The 20,338-nt window shown below is 40.1% G+C and carries 18 protein-coding genes and 1 tRNA gene; 5 read left to right on the forward strand and 14 right to left on the reverse strand.

Features of this window, described 5'->3' with window-relative positions; genetic code table 11:
• The first annotated feature begins 43 nt into the window (after positions 1-43).
• Both OO007_RS15405 and OO007_RS15410 read left to right on the forward strand, forming a co-directional pair.
• Complete coding sequence (locus OO007_RS15405) at positions 44-2,320, forward strand: hypothetical protein (protein WP_325809466.1); 2,277 nt, start codon at positions 44-46, stop codon at positions 2,318-2,320.
• A 267-nt stretch (positions 2,321-2,587) separates the two neighbouring features.
• Positions 2,588-4,846 (forward strand): bifunctional diguanylate cyclase/phosphodiesterase, encoded by a 2,259-nt coding sequence (locus OO007_RS15410; protein ID WP_325809467.1) that lies wholly within the window; start codon positions 2,588-2,590, stop codon positions 4,844-4,846.
• A 30-nt stretch (positions 4,847-4,876) separates the two neighbouring features.
• Here the strand turns inward: OO007_RS15410 and OO007_RS15415 are convergent, their stop codons facing one another.
• From OO007_RS15415 to OO007_RS15440, 6 genes are all read right to left on the reverse strand, one after another.
• A complete protein-coding gene (locus OO007_RS15415) occupies positions 4,877-5,320 on the reverse strand; it encodes a hypothetical protein (protein ID WP_131906978.1) in 444 nt (147 codons plus the stop codon).
• Between the two features lie 31 nt (positions 5,321-5,351).
• Positions 5,352-6,212 carry a ParB/RepB/Spo0J family partition protein gene (locus tag OO007_RS15420; RefSeq protein ID WP_131906979.1) on the reverse strand — a complete coding sequence of 287 codons (861 nt, stop codon included), beginning with the start codon at positions 6,210-6,212 and terminating at the stop codon, positions 5,352-5,354.
• Between the two features lie 48 nt (positions 6,213-6,260).
• Positions 6,261-7,040 (reverse strand): ParA family protein, encoded by a 780-nt coding sequence (locus OO007_RS15425; protein WP_131906980.1) that lies wholly within the window; start codon positions 7,038-7,040, stop codon positions 6,261-6,263.
• A 149-nt stretch (positions 7,041-7,189) separates the two neighbouring features.
• The gene (cmoB, locus tag OO007_RS15430) at positions 7,190-8,203 is read right to left on the reverse strand and encodes a tRNA 5-methoxyuridine(34)/uridine 5-oxyacetic acid(34) synthase CmoB (RefSeq protein ID WP_325809468.1); all 1,014 of its coding nucleotides are present in this window, start codon (positions 8,201-8,203) and stop codon (positions 7,190-7,192) included.
• 14 nt (positions 8,204-8,217) lie between these two features.
• Positions 8,218-8,943 carry a carboxy-S-adenosyl-L-methionine synthase CmoA gene (cmoA, locus tag OO007_RS15435; protein ID WP_131906981.1) on the reverse strand — a complete coding sequence of 242 codons (726 nt, stop codon included), beginning with the start codon at positions 8,941-8,943 and terminating at the stop codon, positions 8,218-8,220.
• A gap of 69 nt (positions 8,944-9,012) precedes the next feature.
• Positions 9,013-9,834 carry an SDR family NAD(P)-dependent oxidoreductase gene (locus OO007_RS15440; RefSeq protein WP_325809469.1) on the reverse strand — a complete coding sequence of 274 codons (822 nt, stop codon included), beginning with the start codon at positions 9,832-9,834 and terminating at the stop codon, positions 9,013-9,015.
• A 308-nt stretch (positions 9,835-10,142) separates the two neighbouring features.
• Here OO007_RS15440 and OO007_RS15445 point away from each other — a divergent pair.
• A tRNA-Ser gene (locus OO007_RS15445) sits at positions 10,143-10,232 on the forward strand.
• Between the two features lie 142 nt (positions 10,233-10,374).
• Here the strand turns inward: OO007_RS15445 and yghU are convergent.
• Positions 10,375-11,157, reverse strand: coding sequence for a glutathione-dependent disulfide-bond oxidoreductase (gene yghU, locus OO007_RS15450; protein ID WP_325809470.1), 783 nt, complete (start codon positions 11,155-11,157; stop codon positions 10,375-10,377).
• Between the two features lie 402 nt (positions 11,158-11,559).
• Here yghU and OO007_RS15455 point away from each other — a divergent pair, with 402 nt between their 5' ends.
• Entirely contained in the window at positions 11,560-12,840 is a 1,281-nt protein-coding gene (locus OO007_RS15455; RefSeq protein ID WP_325809471.1) for a sensor domain-containing phosphodiesterase, read from the forward strand.
• A gap of 85 nt (positions 12,841-12,925) precedes the next feature.
• Here the strand turns inward: OO007_RS15455 and OO007_RS15460 are convergent, their stop codons facing one another.
• Positions 12,926-13,270: a TusE/DsrC/DsvC family sulfur relay protein gene (locus OO007_RS15460; RefSeq protein ID WP_131906984.1), complete on the reverse strand. Its 345-nt coding sequence runs from the start codon at positions 13,268-13,270 to the stop codon at positions 12,926-12,928.
• Positions 13,271-13,390: 120 nt separating this feature from the next.
• Between OO007_RS15460 and OO007_RS15465 the strand changes: the two genes are divergently transcribed.
• The gene (locus OO007_RS15465) at positions 13,391-14,305 is read left to right on the forward strand and encodes a LysR substrate-binding domain-containing protein (protein WP_325809472.1); all 915 of its coding nucleotides are present in this window, start codon (positions 13,391-13,393) and stop codon (positions 14,303-14,305) included.
• Between the two features lie 131 nt (positions 14,306-14,436).
• Here OO007_RS15465 and OO007_RS15470 read toward each other — a convergent pair whose 3' ends face one another.
• From OO007_RS15470 to hflK, 6 genes are all read right to left on the reverse strand, one after another.
• The gene (locus tag OO007_RS15470) at positions 14,437-15,126 is read right to left on the reverse strand and encodes a 16S rRNA pseudouridine(516) synthase (protein ID WP_131906986.1); all 690 of its coding nucleotides are present in this window, start codon (positions 15,124-15,126) and stop codon (positions 14,437-14,439) included.
• Positions 15,127-15,225: 99 nt separating this feature from the next.
• Positions 15,226-16,521, reverse strand: a complete 1,296-nt coding sequence (locus tag OO007_RS15475; RefSeq protein WP_325809473.1) for an adenylosuccinate synthase — start codon at positions 16,519-16,521, stop codon at positions 15,226-15,228.
• Positions 16,522-16,629: 108 nt separating this feature from the next.
• The gene (locus tag OO007_RS15480; protein WP_325809474.1) at positions 16,630-17,817 is read right to left on the reverse strand and encodes an ATP phosphoribosyltransferase regulatory subunit; all 1,188 of its coding nucleotides are present in this window, start codon (positions 17,815-17,817) and stop codon (positions 16,630-16,632) included.
• Positions 17,818-17,935: 118 nt separating this feature from the next.
• On the reverse strand, positions 17,936-18,121 hold the full coding sequence (locus tag OO007_RS15485) for a DUF2065 domain-containing protein (protein ID WP_131906989.1): 186 nt from the start codon (positions 18,119-18,121) through the stop codon (positions 17,936-17,938).
• Between the two features lie 100 nt (positions 18,122-18,221).
• A complete protein-coding gene (gene hflC, locus OO007_RS15490; RefSeq protein WP_131906990.1) occupies positions 18,222-19,082 on the reverse strand; it encodes a protease modulator HflC in 861 nt (286 codons plus the stop codon).
• Positions 19,082-20,308 (reverse strand): FtsH protease activity modulator HflK, encoded by a 1,227-nt coding sequence (gene hflK, locus OO007_RS15495; RefSeq protein WP_131906991.1) that lies wholly within the window; start codon positions 20,306-20,308, stop codon positions 19,082-19,084. Before hflK ends, hflC begins: the two co-directional genes overlap by 1 nt.
• Positions 20,309-20,338: the final 30 nt, after the last annotated feature.

Genomic DNA, 20,338 nt, shown 5'->3' on the forward strand with positions numbered 1-20,338 from the left:
TGTATTATTTGCTCTTTAAAAAATCACTTAAACAGGATTGTTTATGAGTAGCTCTGGAGGAATGTCTCAGTTATTAAAAGGCATCATGATTGGCATTGTCCTAATATTAGCCATTGTAGGAACAATGAGCTTATTAGATAAAAGTAAATCCCCAGATGACTATACCAACATCAACAATTCAACAAGCAGAGACTCTTCGAATATTCCAGCCCCCTCTATTAGCATTAATCCGCAAAATTCAACAAACACCGAAAACTCAGATAACAATACCAATAATAATGCTGAACAATCTGGGCAACTCACTTCTAATCAAGAAAAAACAAACGCTGACGAAATTGTGGACTCCACTATAGATGCGGACAAACCTGTTTTAGAAGAGGAAGAACCGGAGAAACCTGAAGAAATTCAATTCGGCATGCTTACCGTCAGTTCGATCAATCCAGACAATAAAGAAAAACTTAACGCTTCTTTTGTCATTTTGAATAAAGAAAATACTGAAGTTGCAAAGACAAGTAATGTAAATACAGCCACGTATAAACTACCTGTGGGTGAATATAAAATAACAGCGACTTTAACACCCGCTGCTACACCATCCGATAGACCGATTCCAACGGTAGAAAAGACCCAGCAACTATCGATTAGTGCCGACTCTAAAACCGATCAGGTTTTCGAACTTAAACCACCACTGACCATTGGGATATTGCAAGTATCTGCTGTTTCAACGAGTGCTGGAAATAAAGCCGTTAGATCAAATTTCATCGTTCAAAAAGACAATGGAGAGACCGTCGCTACCAGAAACAATGTGACAAACAGCCTTTTCAAACTGAATGCAGGTAGTTATAAAGTAACCGTAAGAAGTGGCAGCATAAGCGACTTTAGAACCGTTGTCGTAGAGGCAGGCGAATCAACACAGGAAACGTTTAAGCTTCAAGAAGCTGCTGCACAGGGACGTGTTTTAATCAGGGTTTTTGATACTCGCTCCAGCACCCCTGTGAATGCTGATATTACGATTTCTGATGTTCAAGGAAATCTGGTACAAGAGTTAAAATCAGTGACTAAAACTGAAATTTCACTGGCACAAGGCAATTATAAGATTCGTGTTGCAGGTCCAACCGGACAATCCAATAAGAATATAAGAGTAATAGCAGGACAATCATTGAGTGAGATTTTTCGCTTCGATGCGCCTCAAGTTGCCGTCAATACCACGGAAACGTCTACTACCAATGTATCCGATGATACCGAAACCTCTGGAAACTCTAGTGATAATGGCATCCAAATTACAGAAAATGTCACAATTAAAGCAGTAGAACCTCAACAAGAAACTAACCAAGTTGATACACAACCCGCTATTGAACCTGTTCCAGAAGCAGATGAAGCTGCGGTTCAAAACGCCAGCATAACCATTCTTGCTAGAAATGCTGCAGATAACAGACCGATAAAATCAAATATTTACATTCAAACCCCAGCCGGTCAGCATCTAGATAAAAAAATCTATGTAGACTCAGGTACTTTTGAGCTAGCACCAGGCGTATATAAAATTACTGTTCGATCAAAGAACAGAAAAAACAACGTTAAAACCATTCGTATTTCGGCTAATCAGCAATTAAACGAAACCTTTTTGATGGATAATCTGACAGCGCCTGACACCACAGAAAGGTCTGCAACTCCTGCCCCTCAAAAACCCGCTAAACCCGTAAATAATGGCATTATTCCAAGTGGATTTTTAAACGTTTTAATGCAAGCGGATAATAATCAAAACGGATCAAATCAAAATTTAAATACCCATTTTATAGTCGCTACAAAAGCAGGTAAAAAAATAGTTGAGCTAACCAGTGTCAAATCAGGAAATTTTAAATTAGATACAGGCCAATACGTCGTTACTGCAATTCATAAAAATCAACGTCGCAGTCAAAATGTAACAATCAGAGAAAATCAAAATACACGTTTGATTTTTAGAACAAGTGACTTTGGAGTTCGCAAAGGACTCTTGAGGAGCAGGATCATTGATGAAGCTGGCCGTCCCCTAAAAGGCAATCTACTTGTCAAAGACATGCGAGGCAGAATCGTTGCACGAGCAAACGGTGTCTCAATAGGTGAATTTGAATTAGCACCTATAAGACACACAGTCAGTGTTAATTACAGAGGCCTCAGTGGCAGCGAAGTGGTTAGAGTAGCTTCCGGTGAAACAACCATTCAAACATTTACGATTGCGTCAAACAGCCCTGCTCCAGCAAATAGGAACGCTCAAAAAAATGATACTCAAGAATTAAAAAGAATTATTAGGGATAAAATAAAAGAAGAAATACAAAAACAGTTTTAATAAAAAACTGATAATAAATAAAAATCTAATAATAAAAGTGCAACTCGTCAGATATATTGAAAATAATTTTTATATTGATTTAAACTCTCTTGCATAAAAGTAAAAAATAAATTAACTCGATATAATTATAAATAGAATATAAAAAAAGCTGCATTCTAACAAAAGCCACTAAAAGGCTTTTGTAACTATATTTTAGAAGTTTCCAATCAGTTGAAAAGCTGAGTAATTATAAAAATAACAACGTCTAAATAACTGCTAAAACTGTAAATGAAAATTACTCAAATTTCTAGTGAAGTCAAAGATGCAGGGCTGTCAGCTTTCTGGCAATTTTATGCTTTTGCTCTTTTTGCTACTGCGATTTGCATAGCTTTCTTTACAAACGGCTCAGAAATAAAGCACTTTTTTAATATCCTACTGGCTACTTTCACAGCCATCCCTCTTTTAATAGCCATTTTTATCCACAAAAAACCTCTCTATCCCTGGGGAATTTTTGTTTTTGCTATTTTAATTCTCGTAGCAGAGGATATTTTATCTTCGTTACCATACTTGGGATTTGATGCCTCATTCTTTAAGAATGAATGGCTAAAAGAAATTGGCATAGGCATTTTAAGTCTTTTCAGCTTAAGCTTACTGTTACGAATAGAATCGAATTATCGTATAAATGGCTTCGCCATTGATTTCATATTGTGCCTATTTTCGGTAATTTGTTTCTTATTCATATTATCTCCAAACCTACTGCAGTTTGCACTTAAAGATCTCACCTTATACCAACAACTTCAGTTTTCGCATGCGTTTTTAGTAGCAGTGCTGATAGGTCTTCTTCTTGTAAATCTACGACTTCTGATTTCATTTAAAATCAAAGATCTTATAAGCGCCATTATGATATTAACGCTATCTACCTACTTATTAGTCAATGCATTCAACAGCATCGGTTATTTTGGTAACAGCGAAGCAGTAAACGACATTGAATGGTTTTGTTACAAATTTGCTGGCGTCTTAGCTTTTCTACACATACTCACTGAAAACTATAATTACAATTATGACCCTAATAAAGCAAAGGTTCTGGGTTTAAAGTTTCTCTGGAGTTCTTCAATTCTTGCATTATTGGTTACTCCAATAGGCGTAATTTATAGATGGAAATTTAATCTTACTCCTCTAGATCCTTACTTATTAGCCATTGTCGGAGCAACACTAAGTCTAATTGTTATTTTACGAATCTCAGTGCTACTCAGAAATTACGAAAAACAACGCAAGAAATTAAAATCAATCGCATTTACTGATGCATTAACGGGGTTACCTAATTATTTAGGTATACGTCATTTAATAGATGACAAAGAAAATATGTTGGTTTTCACCCTTAATATTGAAGACTTCAAATCGATCAATGATATGCACGAAAGGCAATTTGGAGACAATGTATTAATAAGCTTAGGCAAAAGACTAAAAAATCTCAGTGATGTCTTATTTGTTGCTCGTATCGGTAGCGATAGTTTTTTAGCAGTCTTCCAGGCTCCTCAAGAACATATATATAAAGTTTATGCAAAACTCCAACAAGAATTAGGCATATGGGATATGGTCTCCGGCAAGAGAGTTGCAGTTCCCTTAACTTTTGGAGCCAGCCACAGTAAACATCCCATCAAACCAGAAAAATTAGTTAGACAATCTGAGCTTGCGTTAAAGGAAGCTAGAGAATTACACAAAGATTTTACTTTATATAAGGAAAGAGAAAATCCACTTTCCGTTAATTATAATGATAATCTCCCGAGACTAGAACTTAGAGAGATATTACAAAGCTCGATAGATCAAAACTATTTACCTATTCATTTTCAGCCTATTTATAATCTGAAAGATGGTTCTCTTAAAGCACTGGAATTATTAATTCGCGTGCAGTCTGATGAACATGGACTTCTACGTCCTAGCCAATTTCTTGATCAGGCAAAAGCTTATGGCTTGTTAACTGGGCTCACAAAAGTGTGTATTAATATGGTCGCTGAGAACTTTGAAAAACTACCGAAAGTAGATATCAACGTTAATGTACCACCCTATATGCTGAATAATACCGATACACTGAACGAATTTATCAGCTCTTTCCATAATGCAAATCTACCCACAGAACGTTTCTGTATTGAAGTCACTGAAGATGGAGATATCCCTACAGATCACTTAATCCCAGCGATCAATCTATTAAAAGCGAATGGTTTTTCAATTTCTATCGATGACTTTGGCACGGGCTATTCTTCCCTTGGCCGCTTATCTATTTTGCCCGTAGATAGTGTAAAGATAGATAGAAGTTTGTTACTCAGTGCGAGCGATGGTAACAAAGCGATTTTAGAATCTGCCATCTCACTGGTAAAACGTCTTGGGGTAAAGTCTGTTGTTGAAGGTGTTGAAACCCTTGAGCAGTTAAATCTGGTTAGAAGTTTAGGCGCAGACTCTGTTCAGGGTTACCTATTCTCTAAACCGGTAAGAGTGGTTGCTGCTTCTAAGTTTTCACTCAACGCATCGAGTATTGTTGCTGAATTTTAATGCTAACTGCATTCTAATGAAATCAGTTACCTAAAAACCAATATCAAATATCATCCAGCTTGTTTTGGATAACTTTAAAATATGATTTGAAGGGTCTTCCTCTTTCCACTTTTTAGCTACAGGACCAAGCCAGTGATTTCGAGATGGCGTTAATTTTCCTTTTTTGTTTTGATGATTGTATGCCAAACGACTCCAATAGCCTTTCTTAATATAATTTCTTAATTTTCTAAAGACCGACATCGCTTTTGCATGGTCTGTGCAGTTGTACTCTTCGCGCCCTAACCTGATTTCTAACTTGCCACAAAACAAGGTTTCATTGTCTAAAACAGAATGGGTAAACAGTAGTTTACAGTCACCAACATATAACTCTGAAGTGACTTCTTTTATATCGATAGAATCGCAATAATCATTAGCATAAGCCAAAAACTCAGACTCATCCTTTTCCAACATAAGAAATAAAATTTCTGCGTCCATAAGTGTTATGAGTTATCTAAACAACCTTTGTTTATTTTATATGTTCAAGAATACCGTCGAGCTCATCTAGATTATTGTATTCAACAACCAGTTTACCTTTGCCCTTATTGTTATACTGAATGGCAACCTGAGCACCCAAAGTTTGCGATAAGGACTCTTCAAGCTTCTGCACTTCCAGGGCTTTCTTCACGGGCGTCTTTTTATCTGCAGCTAGCTCGGGGTTTGCTATTTTCTTTACCAGCTTTTCAGTCTCTCTTACAGACAGTTCTTTCTTTGCAACAATATGTGCCGTTTCAACCTGTTTCGCACCTGATAAAGCCAACAACGCTCGCGCATGGCCCATATCAAGTTTACCTGTGTCTAATAATTCTTTGGTAGTTTCTTCAAGATCAAGCAAGCGTAATAGATTACTGACAGCGGCTCTGGAGCGACCTACTGATTCCGCCGTCTGCTGATGTGTCAAACCAAAGTCTGCAATCAAACGGCTCATTGCAATCGCTTCTTCCAGTGGATTAAGGTCTTCACGTTGAATATTCTCAATCAAAGACATTGCTGCAGCAGCCTGATCAGGAATATCTCGGACAATCGCAGGAATGGTATGCATACCCGCTATTTGAGACGCACGCCAGCGACGTTCGCCAGCTATCAGCTCATATTCACCGCCATCGATTCTACGAACGACTATAGGTTGAACTAATCCTTGTGCTTTGATCGACTCGGCAAGCTCTTGAAGCGCATCTGGGTCAATAGATAAGCGTGGCTGATACTCACCTTTTCTGATTTTTTCAACGGGTAGTTTCTTTAGTTCGCTGTCTTTATTTGCAGCATCATCTTTTACAGCCGAACTTAGTAGCATATCTAAGCCACGACCTAGTCCTGGTTTTTTTACCATTATCAAATTCCCTATCGAAGATTATTAGACTGACTTAAACAACTACTATCAAGCGGCTTGTCGCGATGATTCTTTACGGATGACTTCAGCTGCAAGCGCTAAATAAGCCAATGCGCCACTTGATCGCTTATCATACATCAATGCTGGCAAACCATGACTTGGCGCCTCTGCCAAACGAATATTGCGCGGAATCGAGGTATTATACAAGGTATCAGAAAAGTGCTGGGCCAATTGATTAGAAACATCACGCGACAGATTATTACGCGGATCGTACATCGTTCTTAAAAGTCCGATGACTTCCAGCTTTGGGTTCGAATTGCTACGAATGGTTTCTATCGAACCAATCAATGCAGAAAGACCTTCCAATGCATAATACTCACATTGCATGGGAATAAGCACCCCATTTGCCGCAACTAAAGCATTTACCGTCAACATATTGAGTGAAGGTGGGCAGTCTATAATGATGTAATCGTAATTACCTTTTACCGATTGTAATACTTTTTGCAGGCGGTATTCACGATCGCCCATTTTCATCATTTCAAGTTCAGCAATAGTTAGATCAGGACCACCCGCTAAACCAGACACAGACATATTGGGGATAGTTTGAATCGCTTCATCAACCTTTGCATCACCCAGCAAAACATCGCTTAAATACACCGGCATTTCGTGTTTATCTAAACCAATACCAGTAGTTGCATTACCTTGAGGATCCATGTCTACAATTAACACACGGCGCTTAATAACCGCCAATGAGGCCGCCAAATTAACGCTAGTGGTCGTTTTACCAACACCACCTTTTTGATTAGCAACGGCAATTATTTGAGTCATATCGATTGATCTGTTTTTGGTTTTATTAAGTTTGCACACAGTATCAAAAACTGGGGCTTAAGGGTAGATATAGTGATTATAAAAAGTCACCCCCCTACTTACAGGCACTTTTTTGGTCACCTTAATCGTTGGGCGTATTCTCTAACATCTTAACGGTTACAGATAACGACCGCTCTTTTGGGGGCAGGATATCCTTCTATGGTTTTATTATGATCTTCAGGATCAAGAAAATCTTGCAGTGACTCAAATTCCATCCAGTCCGTCGAGCGCTGCTCTTCAATACTGGTCTGGTTTATATCGACTACCCGTACATTTTTAAAACCCACTCTTTCTAACATTCTCACTAAAAGTGGGGGGGTGGGTAAAAACCAGACATTACGCATTTTCGCATAACGATCTTCGGGCAATAACAACTCATGGCTCTGTTGATTTGATTCATCTTCGATGACCAATGTTTCTAATACCAATTCGCCATCTGCGCGTAAAAAACTTCTGAGTTCTTGTAAGTGTTCGATGGGGGAAACGCGATGATACAAAACCCCCATTGAAAATACCGTATCAAAGCCTTTGCCCTGATATACCTTACTGAATGCAGGCAACTCTTCACCTTTGAAGGGCAATAGATGTATAGGTTTTTCACCTACGTATTTCTTTAAGGTATGAAATTGCACAAGAAAAAACTGACTAGGGTCAGCACCAACCACCAACTTTGCACCATCGGCCAACATACGCCACATGTGATAGCCATTACCACAACCGACATCTAAAACCCGTCGATTCTTCAAAGGCGTTAAATGCGATTGAATTCTTTGCCACTTCCAGTCTGAATGCCATTCAGTATCAATATGAATACCAAATAATTCATAAGGACCTTTGCGCCAGGGGTGTAACTTTTTGAGCAGTGAAAGCAAATACTCACTAGTTTCATGATCGCAATCTTCAGCTGAACCAATTCTTACTTTATCCGCGGAAATATCAATACTAGATGCCTGAATATCTGGTAGTTGTTGAAGAATGCTTTCCCACTCTTCCTTCTTGCCGTGTTGTCGCTTTTCAAAAATAGCAGATAGTTGCTGCGGGAGTACTTCTTGCCATTCGACAAAGTCATTCTCTTGCAGATCAGCATACAAGCTTTCAAAATTAACAATCATGTTTTCGGACATTACTATATTCTTTCTTAGGATTTCAAAGCAACTAGAGAGATAAAATTAAAGCTCTGAAACCATTGGTAAGACTGAGAAAAACCAGCTTCTTGCAAACGGGTCTGGTGTTGTTCCAGGGTATCAGGAATCATTACATTTTCTAAAGCCGCACGTTTTTGGCTGATTTCAAGATCACTATAGCCATTCGAGCGCTTCATATTGTGATACCACTCGATTTGCTGTTGATTCTCTTCCTCGTTATCAAAAATAATTTTCTCAGATAAGATCAACGCTCCGCCTGGCAACATACCCTCGTAAACTTTTTTCAATAAGCTTAAGCGCGACTCAGGAGAAAGAAACTGCAGAGTAAAGTTGATTACCACTAAAGACGCATTGCTAATCTCTGATTTCTCGATATCTTCACACAGGACGTCTAAATCAGACTCAGGCATGTGACGAGCCAAACGAGATTGGCAGCGTTTCACCATTGCCTCAGAATTATCGATGCAAATATGCTTCAACTTTCGTGATGATGTTTGTCGGTGCATCGCTAAAGTCGCTGCGCCTAAGGAGCAACCAAGATCATATACATTGCTATTATCTTTGGCGTACTGACCAGCGTAAACACCTAGTAAGGAAATGACCGTTTCATATCCAGGCACAGATCGACGAATCATGTCAGGAAACACATCCGCCACAGAATCGTCAAAAGCGAAATCCACGACTTTTTGATTATTAGCGAAAATATTATCTTGTTTCATGAGTCACTAGAATGTGAGTAAAAGAATGCGCAAAAGTGGTAATAACTAAAGCAGCCTATGCAAAAAGGCTTAAGCACCCGGCCATTTAGTATCAACGGATAGTTTGCCAAAAGTAATTTTCTCACCGGTTCGTTTTCCTGCATCTGGACCCATAAAGTACAAATAAGGTCCGACTAAAGCATTAGGTTTTGCAACCTGTGTCATATCTTCACCCGGGAAATTCATGCGGCGCATTTGAGTGTCGACTGGACCTGTATCGATGCTATTCACACGAATGAAATTATCCGGCAGATCATATTCATCAGCCAATATATCCATCATTGCCTGTGAACCCGCTTTAGCGATACCAAAAGCACCGTTATAGGCTTTGCGTGAATCATGCGCAGAGAAAACAATCGCCGCATCTTTAGAGGCTTCAAGTAAAGGCAAACACGCTTGAGTGATTAAAAAGTTAGCGTGTAAGTTTACCATTGTCGTTTTCGACCATAACTCAAGATCATATTCTTTGAATGGGATAAACGCTGGCAACCAACCCGCATTTAACGCAATACCATCAAGCCCACCCAGCTTATCTTCGATGGTAGTCGCCATATCCTGATAATCTTTTGTCACCGCACCTTCCATATTCAATGGGTAGATAGCGGGCTCAGGGTATCCCGCCTCTTCAATCTCATCGTAGACGACTTCCAGTTCTTTCAGTGTTTTTCCCAATAACACCACCGTTGCACCAAAACGCGCATACGCCAATGATATTTCTTTACCAATACCAGAACCGGCACCCGTGACTAAAATAACGCGATCCTTCAACAAGCCATCTACTGGAACATAATCGAGCAGTTGCTGGTAATTTTCAGTTAATTCAGGGGTATTTTTAGAGCTTTGTTGATTCATGAGAAAATGCTTTAACTATCGTTAAAAAGGACTGGTAATAATTGCATAAGCATGACGAAGCGTCCAGACATGAGTTATTGATAATGCTCGTTTTAACAGGAAAAATGACACCCCCCACCTTTTATGAGGTTTTTTTTATAGTATTAAATGAAAACCTCACCCTTCGGGTCGTCGTCACAATGTTCCAACGCTGTCTCAGCAAAGCTTCGGCTAAGCTATTTTTCTATACAAAGGGTGCTAAAAAATACATCTCACTTGTCACACTTATCAAAACAGAATAAACTGCGCACCCTTGCTACAAAGCATACGGAGAAGTGTCCGAGTGGCCGATGGAGCACGCTTGGAAAGCGTGTGTACCTTTACCGGTACCGAGGGTTCGAATCCCTCCTTCTCCGCCAAATACAAAAAAAGCCCACTCGTTGAAGTGGGCTTTTTTATTTTGAAACGAATCGGATGTATGAGAACCCCCAATGGGTTCGAGCAGAGCATCCCGAGACCTTCGATTTAGTGAACCAATCTCGGCGGGTCTCTAATCAATTATCACAACGCAGACTCAAGTCCTTTCTTCACTCCTTCTCTGTGTTGAATTGACTCAGCCCATCTCAGCACATTCTTGTATGAAGCGGTATCTAGAAATTCGGTTGCATCATAAACATCACCCAGTGCTACACGTCCGTACCACGACCAGATAGCGATATCAGCGATTGAATAACCGCTTTTGCACATGTATTCACGTTCAGCCAAATGACGATCCAACACATCTAATTGTCGCTTGGTTTCCATGGTATAACGATCAATCGGATACTCCATCGGGTATGGTGCATATTTGTAGAAATGACCAAAACCACCACCAAGAAAAGAGGCGCTGCTTTCTTGCCAGAACAACCAGGTAATGCATTCCATTCGGTCAACACTGTCTTCCGGCAATAAGGCTTGATATTTTTCTGCGAGATAGAGCAAAATTGCGCAAGATTCAAACACCGATTGCGGGGGTGATTTTGATTGATCAAGCAATACGGGAATTTTTGAATTCGGATTTAGCTTCACAAAGTCGGATCCGAATTGCTCGCCTTCGCCGATATCGATAATGTGTAGGTCGTACTCTGCCCCTTCTGTGCCTAGTGCTAGCAGTTCTTCCAGCATTACCGTTATCTTCACACCGTTTGGTGTTCCTAGTGAATATAACTGCAGGGGCTTATCACCTACGGGCAAAACTTTCTCGTGCGTTGCACCTGCAATTGGGCGATTGATGCTTGCCCATTTACCGCCACTTTCAGTATCCCATGTCCAAACTTTTGGTGGTGTGTATTCTTTTTTGCTCATTATAACGATCCTGTTTTTATACATTCAAAGTTTAATATTTAGTGTTCAGTTCTATCGTGGCTATCTGCTTATCAAATTTTACAAATCACCATGTGCTCTAAGCTATACGCGTCATACACTATGTTGGACGATTAAATCATTCCGAGCGAATGAAAAGCATTCAATTATTCTAATGCAAGCAACTATCTCGACTTATGAGTCTTAAAAAACCACTTAAGTTAGCAGGCTATTTGGCCAAAAAAGATTATCTAAGTCACCCCCCTACTTTGGGGCACTTTTTTTATTAATCTTTCTAAGTAATTGAGTTTATAAATAAAGTTAAACACGCATTCATCGGATAACTGTATATATGACATCTGTATTAACTTAATATCGTGCCATAACTTAAAATGGACATACCTAGTGAATAAAAAGATTTTGGCTGAGCTTCTCTTGGCTAACGCCAGAAAAGACCGCGAGTCAGTTTCTGAAGGTTTGCAACAAATTCTAAGCGCCATTCGCACCCATCTTGATATGGATATTGCTTTTATCGCTGAGTTTTCTCAAGGTAAACGCGTTTTCAAATATATCGATTCGAAAAAAGAATCGTGCGTAATTAAAGCAGGTGACTCTGACCCTGTGAACGAAACTTATTGCCATAAAATTGTAAACGGTGAGATACCCGAACATATTACAGATACGTTAAAAAACCCTATCACAGAAAAACTCGATGTTACGACAGCACTCTCTATTCGTCATTACATGGGTGTTCCTATCCGCATTGCAGATGGTAGCATTTATGGGACCTTCTGTTGTTTTAATCACAAAACAGATGAGACCATAGGGGAACGCGAACTCAGCATGTTGCGTATATTTGCCGATCTCGCAGGTAAACAGATAGACAGCAATATTAAATCTAATCTTGAGAAAAAAGAGATGACCGATAGAGTGATCTCAATCCTAGATCCTTCAAAACTGAATATGGTGTATCAACCCATTTACGATATCCAGCAAGATAAAATAACTGGATATGAGTCAACATTACGCGTAATGACAAACCCTTATCGTACTCCTGATGTATGGATAAATGAGGCCAAACAAGTCGGAGTTTCTGCGAATCTGGAGATCATGGCGATCAAGAAAGCCACAACGGAACTTGAACAGCTACCAAAAGATACCTACGTATCCATTAATACATCACCAGAACATATAATAAATGGCGCGATAGCCACGGCACTTAAGGAGATTTCTCCAAAGAAAGTCGTTCTAGAAATTACTGAGCATGCTCCTATTACTGACTATGTTGAATTTCGCGAGGCACTCAAACCACTTCGTGACAGAGGAATTCTATTAGCCATAGATGATGCGGGCGCAGGTTACGCCAGTTTTCAGCATATTCTTGAAATAGCCCCAGATGTTATCAAACTTGATACGAGTATCATTCATGATGTCAATGTCGACCCTGCCCGACATGCGCTTGCGACAGCAATAATCTCATTTGCAAAAGAAACAAATGCAGAAATTATCGCAGAAGGCGTAGAAACTCAGGAAGAATATAATGCACTGAGGCTGCTCGGTGTAAACAAAATACAAGGATTTTATATAGGTCGCCCGATGCCAATACTTGATGCTATTGCCTTGCAGCGTTCAGAGATATCCAGATCCAGACAAGACTCTGTAGAAGTATTAGCTAACGTCAGATAAATAATTCTGAAAAGTAAATCTTTATGCAAAAAAAAGGGATGACTTAGTCATCCCCCCCCTACTTTCAGCCACTTATCTGTGGCAATTAATTCATATAGGTTTTAGCTTCTTCACCTGGGTAAGGTAATCCAGATATTTGCCAAAGCTGTAAACAACCACCAAATAACTTACGCACGCCATCTCTTTCGTGCCCGAAAGCCTTACATACACGACTCATCGGTGGAATAGCGCCCAAACGCATATAACGATCACGAATAAATTCGATGATTTCCCAATGCTCTTTGGTTAGCTCATCAATCTCGGCATTCGCTGCTAACTGCTCTGCAATTGAACGCGTCCAAAGATCTGGATTAGTCATAAATTCATCTTCATCAAACAGCGACAAGATAAACGCATCTGTAGTTTTTAATGGTGAAGTAGAAGCTCTCATAATGTTGTCCAGCTCGAATTAATATATTGGAGTGAAATTTACAGTAGACTTCTATTCACGTAAAATGATTAAAATTAATTTAATATCATAATATATGATATAGAAGACACAGGAAAGGTAATGGATCTAAAACAGCTTAAGTCGCTGATATCAGTTGTCGAAAATAATTTAAATATCAGTCAGGCCGCAGACCAGTTACATTTGGTGCAATCAGCTGTATCGCAACAAATTAGCCGTCTCGAAGAAGAGATAGGGGTTAAATTATTTAATCGCAAAGGTAAACGTTTAGCAGGCTTAACTCCTGTAGGTGATGAAATCGTTGCTTATGCCTATCGCACGCTAGCCAATGCCAATAGCATTCTGGAGATCGCTCATGATCACATCAATGAGTTCGAAGGCATGCTGCGTATAGGTACCACGCATACTCAGGCTCAGTATATTTTGCCCCCTGTAATTAAAGCATTCAGTCAGGAATATCCAGAGGTTGAATTACAAATCCACCAGGGAACACCACAACAACTGGTTACAAAAGCACTTCACGATGAAGTTGATTTTGCCATTTGCACTGAAGCGCTTAGCGAGAGTAAGGACCTTGTGAGTATGCCAAGTTATAACTGGAATAGAAGTTTGATCACCCTAAAAGACAGCGCTTTGCTTGAGAGTGATGAGATTACCCTGGAAAAGCTCAGCACCTATCCGATTGTCACCTACGTACATGGCTTCACCGGTAGAGAAGTGTTCAACGAAACCTTTAAAAAAGCGGGATTAAAGCCTCAAATTGTATTGAGTGCAGCCGACACCGATGTTATCAAAACCTATGTACGCAGCGGTATGGGTGTGGGTGTAATTGCTAATATGACCTATGTAACAGATAAAGACAGTGACTTAGTATTGCGAGACCTCAGTAAATTATTTCCATGGGAAACGACCAAGATTGCCTACAAAAAAGATAAATACTTACGCCGACATCAACAGCGTTTTATAGATCTTTTTCAGGGTAGTGTGTTGAAACAAGAAGGTTTGGTAGCGCCTTAGCTATTCCTATTTAGATTTAGTTAAATAAAGACCAGAACAAAATAGCCAATGCCACCCCCCTACTTTTGAATGATATTACGTTTTTGCACTTTGAAAACGTAAATAGAATTTATGCAGGGCCAGGCCTTTATTTAAACTAGCTCAATCTCTTCTGCAGTTAATTCGCGCCACTGGTTTTCTTTGAGGCTTTCATCGAGCTTGATCTTTCCAATCTGTTCCCGGTGCAATTTTTCCACATGGTTTCCAACCGCAGCCATCATACGCTTAACTTGATGGTATTTACCTTCGGTGATCGTCATTCTGATTTTCAGTTCTGACAACACCTCAATTTGGGCAGGAAGACAGCGTTTTTCTTCAGCTTTGAGCTGCACTCCTTCGCTTAATATTCGAATTTGTTTCTCTGTGATCGGCGTATCCAAATCGATCAAATAACTTTTTTCATGATTGTGTTTGGGTGAAGTGACCCGATGCGACCATTGGCCATCATCTGTGATGAGAATAAGTCCCGTGGTATCAATATCTAAACGACCTGCGATATGCAGAGTCTCCACTCGCGGCAGAAACAATGAATCGAATACCGTTTCATGATCCTCATCGCTATTTGCACAAACCACGCCCGCAGGCTTATGAAACATAATGTATTGTGGCTTGGGCTTTTTAATACTAACGCCCATGTACTCAACTAAAGCATCTTCAGCTACTTTTTGGGCATGATTTTTGACGACCACACCATCAACTTTTACTTTGCCTTTTTTGATCGCAACTTTGGCTAATGAACGAGTGAAAGCAGTGGAACTGGAGAGTAGTTTATCTAAGCGCATTTGAATGAGTACTTGCTAGTAAATTGATACTTTAAATTTGGTAAAAACAATAAAACAGAAATAAAAATGCCCTCCAGAGAGGGCATTAGTTACGAAGCGTTAAACTTCGTAAGGGTTTCGCATAATCATCGTATGATCACGATCAGGACCGGTTGAAATGATATCAATCGGCGTATCTAGTAATTCAGACATACGATTTAAATAAGCTTTGGCTTTTTCTGGCAAATCTTCGTACTTGGTGATGCCGAAGGTCTTACTTTGCCAACCTGGCATTTCTTCAAACACTGGCGTACAACGCGCAAATTCAGGCGTATTAATCGGCGGTACTTCCATCTGCACGCCATCTAACTCATAAGCAACACAGATTTTAATGGTTTCTAAATCATCAAGTACATCCATCTTGGTCACACAAACACCAGTGATGCTGTTAATTTCCATTGCACGTCGAAGTGCAACTACATCAAGCCATCCACAACGTCTATCACGACCTGTAGTTGCGCCCTGCTCTTTGCCAACTTCTGCAATGTGCTTACCAATTTCACAAAATAATTCTGTAGGAAACGGACCAGAACCAACACGTGTTGTGTAAGCTTTAGTAATACCCAAAATGTAATCCAAATCTTTTGGGCCCACACCAGAACCCGTACATGCTCCACCCGCTGTGGTGCTTGATGAAGTTACATAAGGGTAAGTACCATGATCAATATCTAATAATGTGCCTTGCGCACCTTCGAACATGATGTTCTTGCCGGCTTTTCGCATTTTACTCAATGTGTGAGGCACATCAATCACCATGGGACGCATAACTTCCGCCATCTCAAGACTTTCAGCGAGTACTTTTTCGTAGCTCACTTCTTCTGCTTTAAAGTAATGCTTAAGCGCGTGGTTATGATATTCCATCACTTCTTTTAGCTTTTCAGTAAAACGCTCTGTATCGAGCAAATCACCTAAACGTAAACCACGACGAGAAATTTTATCTTCGTAAGCTGGGCCAATACCACGGCCGGTTGTGCCGATAGGCTTATTGCCACGTGCCGTTTCACGAGCCATATCCAGAGCAACATGATAAGGAAGGATTAATTGGCAACCTGCTGAAAGCTTAAGACGTTCTTTCGCTGGTACGCCTTCATCTTCGAGCATTTTTAGTTCTTCTAATAATGCATCAGGGGCTAACACGACGCCGTTTCCGATAATACACTCCACGCCTTCGCGTAAAACGCCAGACGGGATAAGGTGTAGTACGGTTTTCTTACCATCTATAACCAAGGTATGACCAGCATTGTGACCACCCTGAAAGCGCACTACTGCTGAAGCGTCTTCTGTAAGTAGATCAACAATCTTACCTTTACCTTCGTCACCCCATTGGGTTCCTAGCACTACAACGTTCTTTCCCATCTTCTCAATTCCTTACTATTTACCTAACACAATAATGTTCTTTCGCTAGCGATTAACTTTTCTGCCTTTATCAGCGTTTACGCATAAGGCGGTTAATGCTGATGCGGTTTAGTTTGCAACAACTATCCAGTTATCACCTTGCTTTTCAATCTTTCGGTTACAGCCCTTCTGTTCAGAAAATGCTGTAGAACTCTCATCTAACTGACGTATTACACGTTCACCCTGTTGGCGTAGTTCAGTGACTAGCTGATCCAGATCTTTATCAAGTGTAAACGGCGCCAAGATCCCATCAGACTTAATCTCTGTATGCTTCATCATTGAAGCAAGGGTTCGCAGATCAGTACTAAAACCAATCGCCGGACGACTATTACCGAAGGCTTCACCAATACCATCATAACGGCCTCCGTTAGCGATTGATTCACCGCGTCCAGGCAAATAAACGGTATACATAATACCAGTGTGGTATGAATAACCACGCATTTCTGCCAAATCGATATTTACTTTAATTTCAGGGAAGTTATTGCTAACTAGCTGAGTAATATTTTCAAGATGTTGTAGCGCATCCAAAACAGGTTGGCCGGCTTCTTTCAAGCGTTCTTTAGCTGTTTCTATAACGTCATTAGAACCAATCAGCATAGGAAGAGCTTCAAGCATTGCACCTACAGAATCTGATAAGCCTTGTTCTTTTACCCAGACATTAATTTCCGGAATAGACTTTCGAGACAACATATCAAAATAGTTTTGCTGCTGGTTTTTAGTTAAACCTGCGTATTCAGCAACGCCATTGACGACACCCACGTGTCCAATATCTAACACCAACTCAGTAACATTGATGCTGTGTAGAGTATCCAGCATTAATGAGATGATTTCGAAATCACTCTCTACGCCCGAGTGACCAAAAATCTCAGCACCCACTTGTACAGGCGATCGAGAACCACCCTGTTGTGCGCTGCGGGTTCTTAAAACCGTTCCGATATAACATAAGCGATTAACTGATGCTTTGGCGTCACCTTTTGAGATTCGATGTGCATCGATTCGCGCAATTTGAGGTGTCATATCTGCACGCACGCCCATCATCCGACCATTTTGCTGATCAGTAATTTTGAACGTTTGTAAATCGAGTTGTGTGCCCATGCCAGCTCGTAAAGACTCTAAGTACTCAACCATTGGTGGCATAACCAAACGGTATCCCCATGTTGCGTAACGGTCTACCAGTTGACGGCGTAATTTTTCTAGTTTTTCTGCATCATCAGGAAGTGACTCATTGATGCCCTCAGGAAGTAACCACGTATTCATAACAGCTGTTTCATATAAAAATAATGGGATATCTAATTACAAGAGTAAGAGTAGTTGTAAAAGTAGCTCTGAGACTAAACGGGTTAGTAGCGGAGGTATACTTAGTTTTAGATCGGGTTTAACTTAAGTATAGCAAAACAAGACCAGCAACAATACTTGCCAAACCAATCATACGCAAGGAACTTTCAGGGGTTTGCGACATGGTATGGTAAATTTTCTTAATACTTTCGGGTTTTATAAAAGGCAATAAACCTTCAAGAATTAACAATAATGCAATCGCATTGAGTAAATCGTGCCAATTCATAGAAGGTTATAACCAGTAAACGTTAATCACGTAAATAATAACGTAATTAACGTTTATTTAAAGTGTGAAGTTAAGCTACTAAAAACAACACAAAGTGGGCTTATTGCCCACCTTGTTGTTTGAAGTACTTAAAGAATTCCGCGTCAGGTTCGATAACCATAATATCTCCACCATTACCCAACGACTTCTTGTAAGCGCCTAAACTTCTGTAAAAAGCGTAGAATTCTGGGTTTCTCTGATAAGCCTTAGCGTAGATTTCAGCAGACTTAGCATCACCGTTACCACGAATTTTCTCAGCATCACGGTAAGCATTTGCTTCAATAATGACAGCCTGGCGATCAGCAATAGCGCGAAGCTTTTCACCTTCAGCTTTACCACGAGAACGGAAGTCCTGAGCTACACGTTGTCTTTCAGAACGCATTCTTTCATAAACAGATTCACTAACAGACTCAGGAAAGTCAATTTGACTGACACGAGTGTCAACAATCTCAATACCCAGAGACTTGGCAGACTCTGCCGCTTTCTCACGCAATTCGGTCATGATTTCACCACGTTCACCGGTAATTGCCTCTTTAACCGTACGCGTACTGAATTCGTTTCTAAGACCATCTTTCATAATACTTTCAAGACGGTTCTGAGCACGATTCAAGTCACCACGAGTTGCACGATAAAATACACCGGCATCGGCAATACGCCATTTAACAAAGAAGTCTACTTGTACGTATTTCTTCTCTCCTGTTAAGAAACGATCAGGTTGCGCATCAAGCGTCAAAATAAGCTTTGAAAACTTTTCTACCGTATTCACAAAAGGAATTTTGAAATGTAGACCTGGTTTAATATCAGTTTCTACAATTTCCTTGAATCGGAATTTAATTGCAGTTTCACGCTGGTCTACCGTATAGGTTGCCGTAGCAAAAATAAATACGATAACCGCGATAACAATAATTACTATATTTTTCATTATCGTGACCCTCTCGTTGCGTCTCTTACACCATCGCGAATACTACCGCTCTGCTGGGCTCTTTGATTTCTTAGCGCCTGCTCTACTAAACCTGCTGTCGCTGGATCAAAATCATCCGTTGCACTGGTTGATGGTTTGCTCGTATTTAATTGATTCAATGGCAAGTACAATAAATTGTTACCTGATTTTGAATCAACCATGATTTTAGTTGTATTTGCATAAACGCTTTCCATTGTTTCCAGGTAAAGACGTTTTCTGGTTACATCAGGAGCCTTTTCGTATTCAGCAACTAACTGACTGAAACGTGACGCATCACCTTCTGCTTTTGAGATTGCCTGACTTTCGTAAGCAGTCGCCGCTTCACTTAAGCGAGATGCTTTACCTTCAGCGATAGGTACTACACTGTTTGCGTAAGTTTCCGCCTGGTTTTTGAATCTATCCAAATCCTCACGCGCTCTGTTGGCATCATCAAATGCATCTTTAACCTGCTTTGGAGCTTCAGCATAAGTTACGTTGACTTTGACAACTTCTAAACCTGATTTGTAGTCATCTAATACTTTTTGCATAACGATACGAGTATCAGGAGCAATCGCGCCACGATTCTCTTTCAAAATAGAATCCATGGTATTAAGACTGGCAATTTCTCTAACAGCGCTTCGCATTACTTGAAAAAGTGTGCCAATTGACTGGTTTCTTTCGTAATCTGGAAGGTAGATATTAAATAAGTAATCTTCTGCATTCTTGATTTTGTACTGAGCAGCAACACCTAAATCCACGATATTTTCATCGCGTGTCAGCATGTGAGTACGATCTTCTGCTGTACGAACTCGGTCGATATCAACAAGCTCAACCGTATCAACTGGGTAAGGGATATGCCAATGCAAGCCAGGAAGCGTTGTTTCGGTGAATGCACCAAATCTAAACTCTACTCCACGTTGCGCAGAATCCACTGTGTAGAATCCTGTTGCTAACCATGCAGATAGTGCCACAAGACCGATTATTATTAGAGAAGTACTGCTTGGGCCATTACCACTACCCAATTTCTTTTTCCCAAATAAGCCACCGATTTTATCATTCATTTTACGCGTGATATCTTCAATGTTATCTACTGGATTGCCTTTAGAATTTCCTTTCGAACTTTCTTTAGAGCCTCCATTAGAATTATCACCCGATTTACCTTTACTCCAAGGGTCTTTATCATCGCCACCTGGTTCATTCCAAGGCATACACTGTTACTCCAAAATTTAAGATTATTT

It is taken from the genome of Cocleimonas sp. KMM 6892 (assembly GCF_035798195.1).
In the GTDB taxonomy this organism is placed as follows: domain Bacteria; phylum Pseudomonadota; class Gammaproteobacteria; order Thiotrichales; family Thiotrichaceae; genus Cocleimonas; species Cocleimonas flava.

Bases quoted from the DNA above. Each gene is read 5' to 3' on its own strand.
- OO007_RS15405 (WP_325809466.1), top strand. From the start codon at position 44: ATGAGTAGCTCTGGAGGAATGTCTCAGTTATTAAAAGGCATCATGATT.
- OO007_RS15410 (WP_325809467.1), top strand. From the start codon at position 2,588: ATGAAAATTACTCAAATTTCTAGTGAAGTCAAAGATGCAGGGCTGTCA.
- OO007_RS15415 (WP_131906978.1), bottom strand. From the start codon at position 5,320: ATGGACGCAGAAATTTTATTTCTTATGTTGGAAAAGGATGAGTCTGAG.
- OO007_RS15420 (WP_131906979.1), bottom strand. From the start codon at position 6,212: ATGGTAAAAAAACCAGGACTAGGTCGTGGCTTAGATATGCTACTAAGT.
- OO007_RS15425 (WP_131906980.1), bottom strand. From the start codon at position 7,040: ATGACTCAAATAATTGCCGTTGCTAATCAAAAAGGTGGTGTTGGTAAA.
- cmoB (WP_325809468.1), bottom strand. From the start codon at position 8,203: ATGTCCGAAAACATGATTGTTAATTTTGAAAGCTTGTATGCTGATCTG.
- cmoA (WP_131906981.1), bottom strand. From the start codon at position 8,943: ATGAAACAAGATAATATTTTCGCTAATAATCAAAAAGTCGTGGATTTC.
- OO007_RS15440 (WP_325809469.1), bottom strand. From the start codon at position 9,834: ATGAATCAACAAAGCTCTAAAAATACCCCTGAATTAACTGAAAATTAC.
- yghU (WP_325809470.1), bottom strand. From the start codon at position 11,157: ATGAGCAAAAAAGAATACACACCACCAAAAGTTTGGACATGGGATACT.
- OO007_RS15460 (WP_131906984.1), bottom strand. From the start codon at position 13,270: ATGAGAGCTTCTACTTCACCATTAAAAACTACAGATGCGTTTATCTTG.
- OO007_RS15465 (WP_325809472.1), top strand. From the start codon at position 13,391: ATGGATCTAAAACAGCTTAAGTCGCTGATATCAGTTGTCGAAAATAAT.
- OO007_RS15470 (WP_131906986.1), bottom strand. From the start codon at position 15,126: ATGCGCTTAGATAAACTACTCTCCAGTTCCACTGCTTTCACTCGTTCA.
- OO007_RS15475 (WP_325809473.1), bottom strand. From the start codon at position 16,521: ATGGGAAAGAACGTTGTAGTGCTAGGAACCCAATGGGGTGACGAAGGT.
- OO007_RS15480 (WP_325809474.1), bottom strand. From the start codon at position 17,817: ATGAATACGTGGTTACTTCCTGAGGGCATCAATGAGTCACTTCCTGAT.
- OO007_RS15485 (WP_131906989.1), bottom strand. From the start codon at position 18,121: ATGAATTGGCACGATTTACTCAATGCGATTGCATTATTGTTAATTCTT.
- hflC (WP_131906990.1), bottom strand. From the start codon at position 19,082: ATGAAAAATATAGTAATTATTGTTATCGCGGTTATCGTATTTATTTTT.
- hflK (WP_131906991.1), bottom strand. From the start codon at position 20,308: ATGCCTTGGAATGAACCAGGTGGCGATGATAAAGACCCTTGGAGTAAA.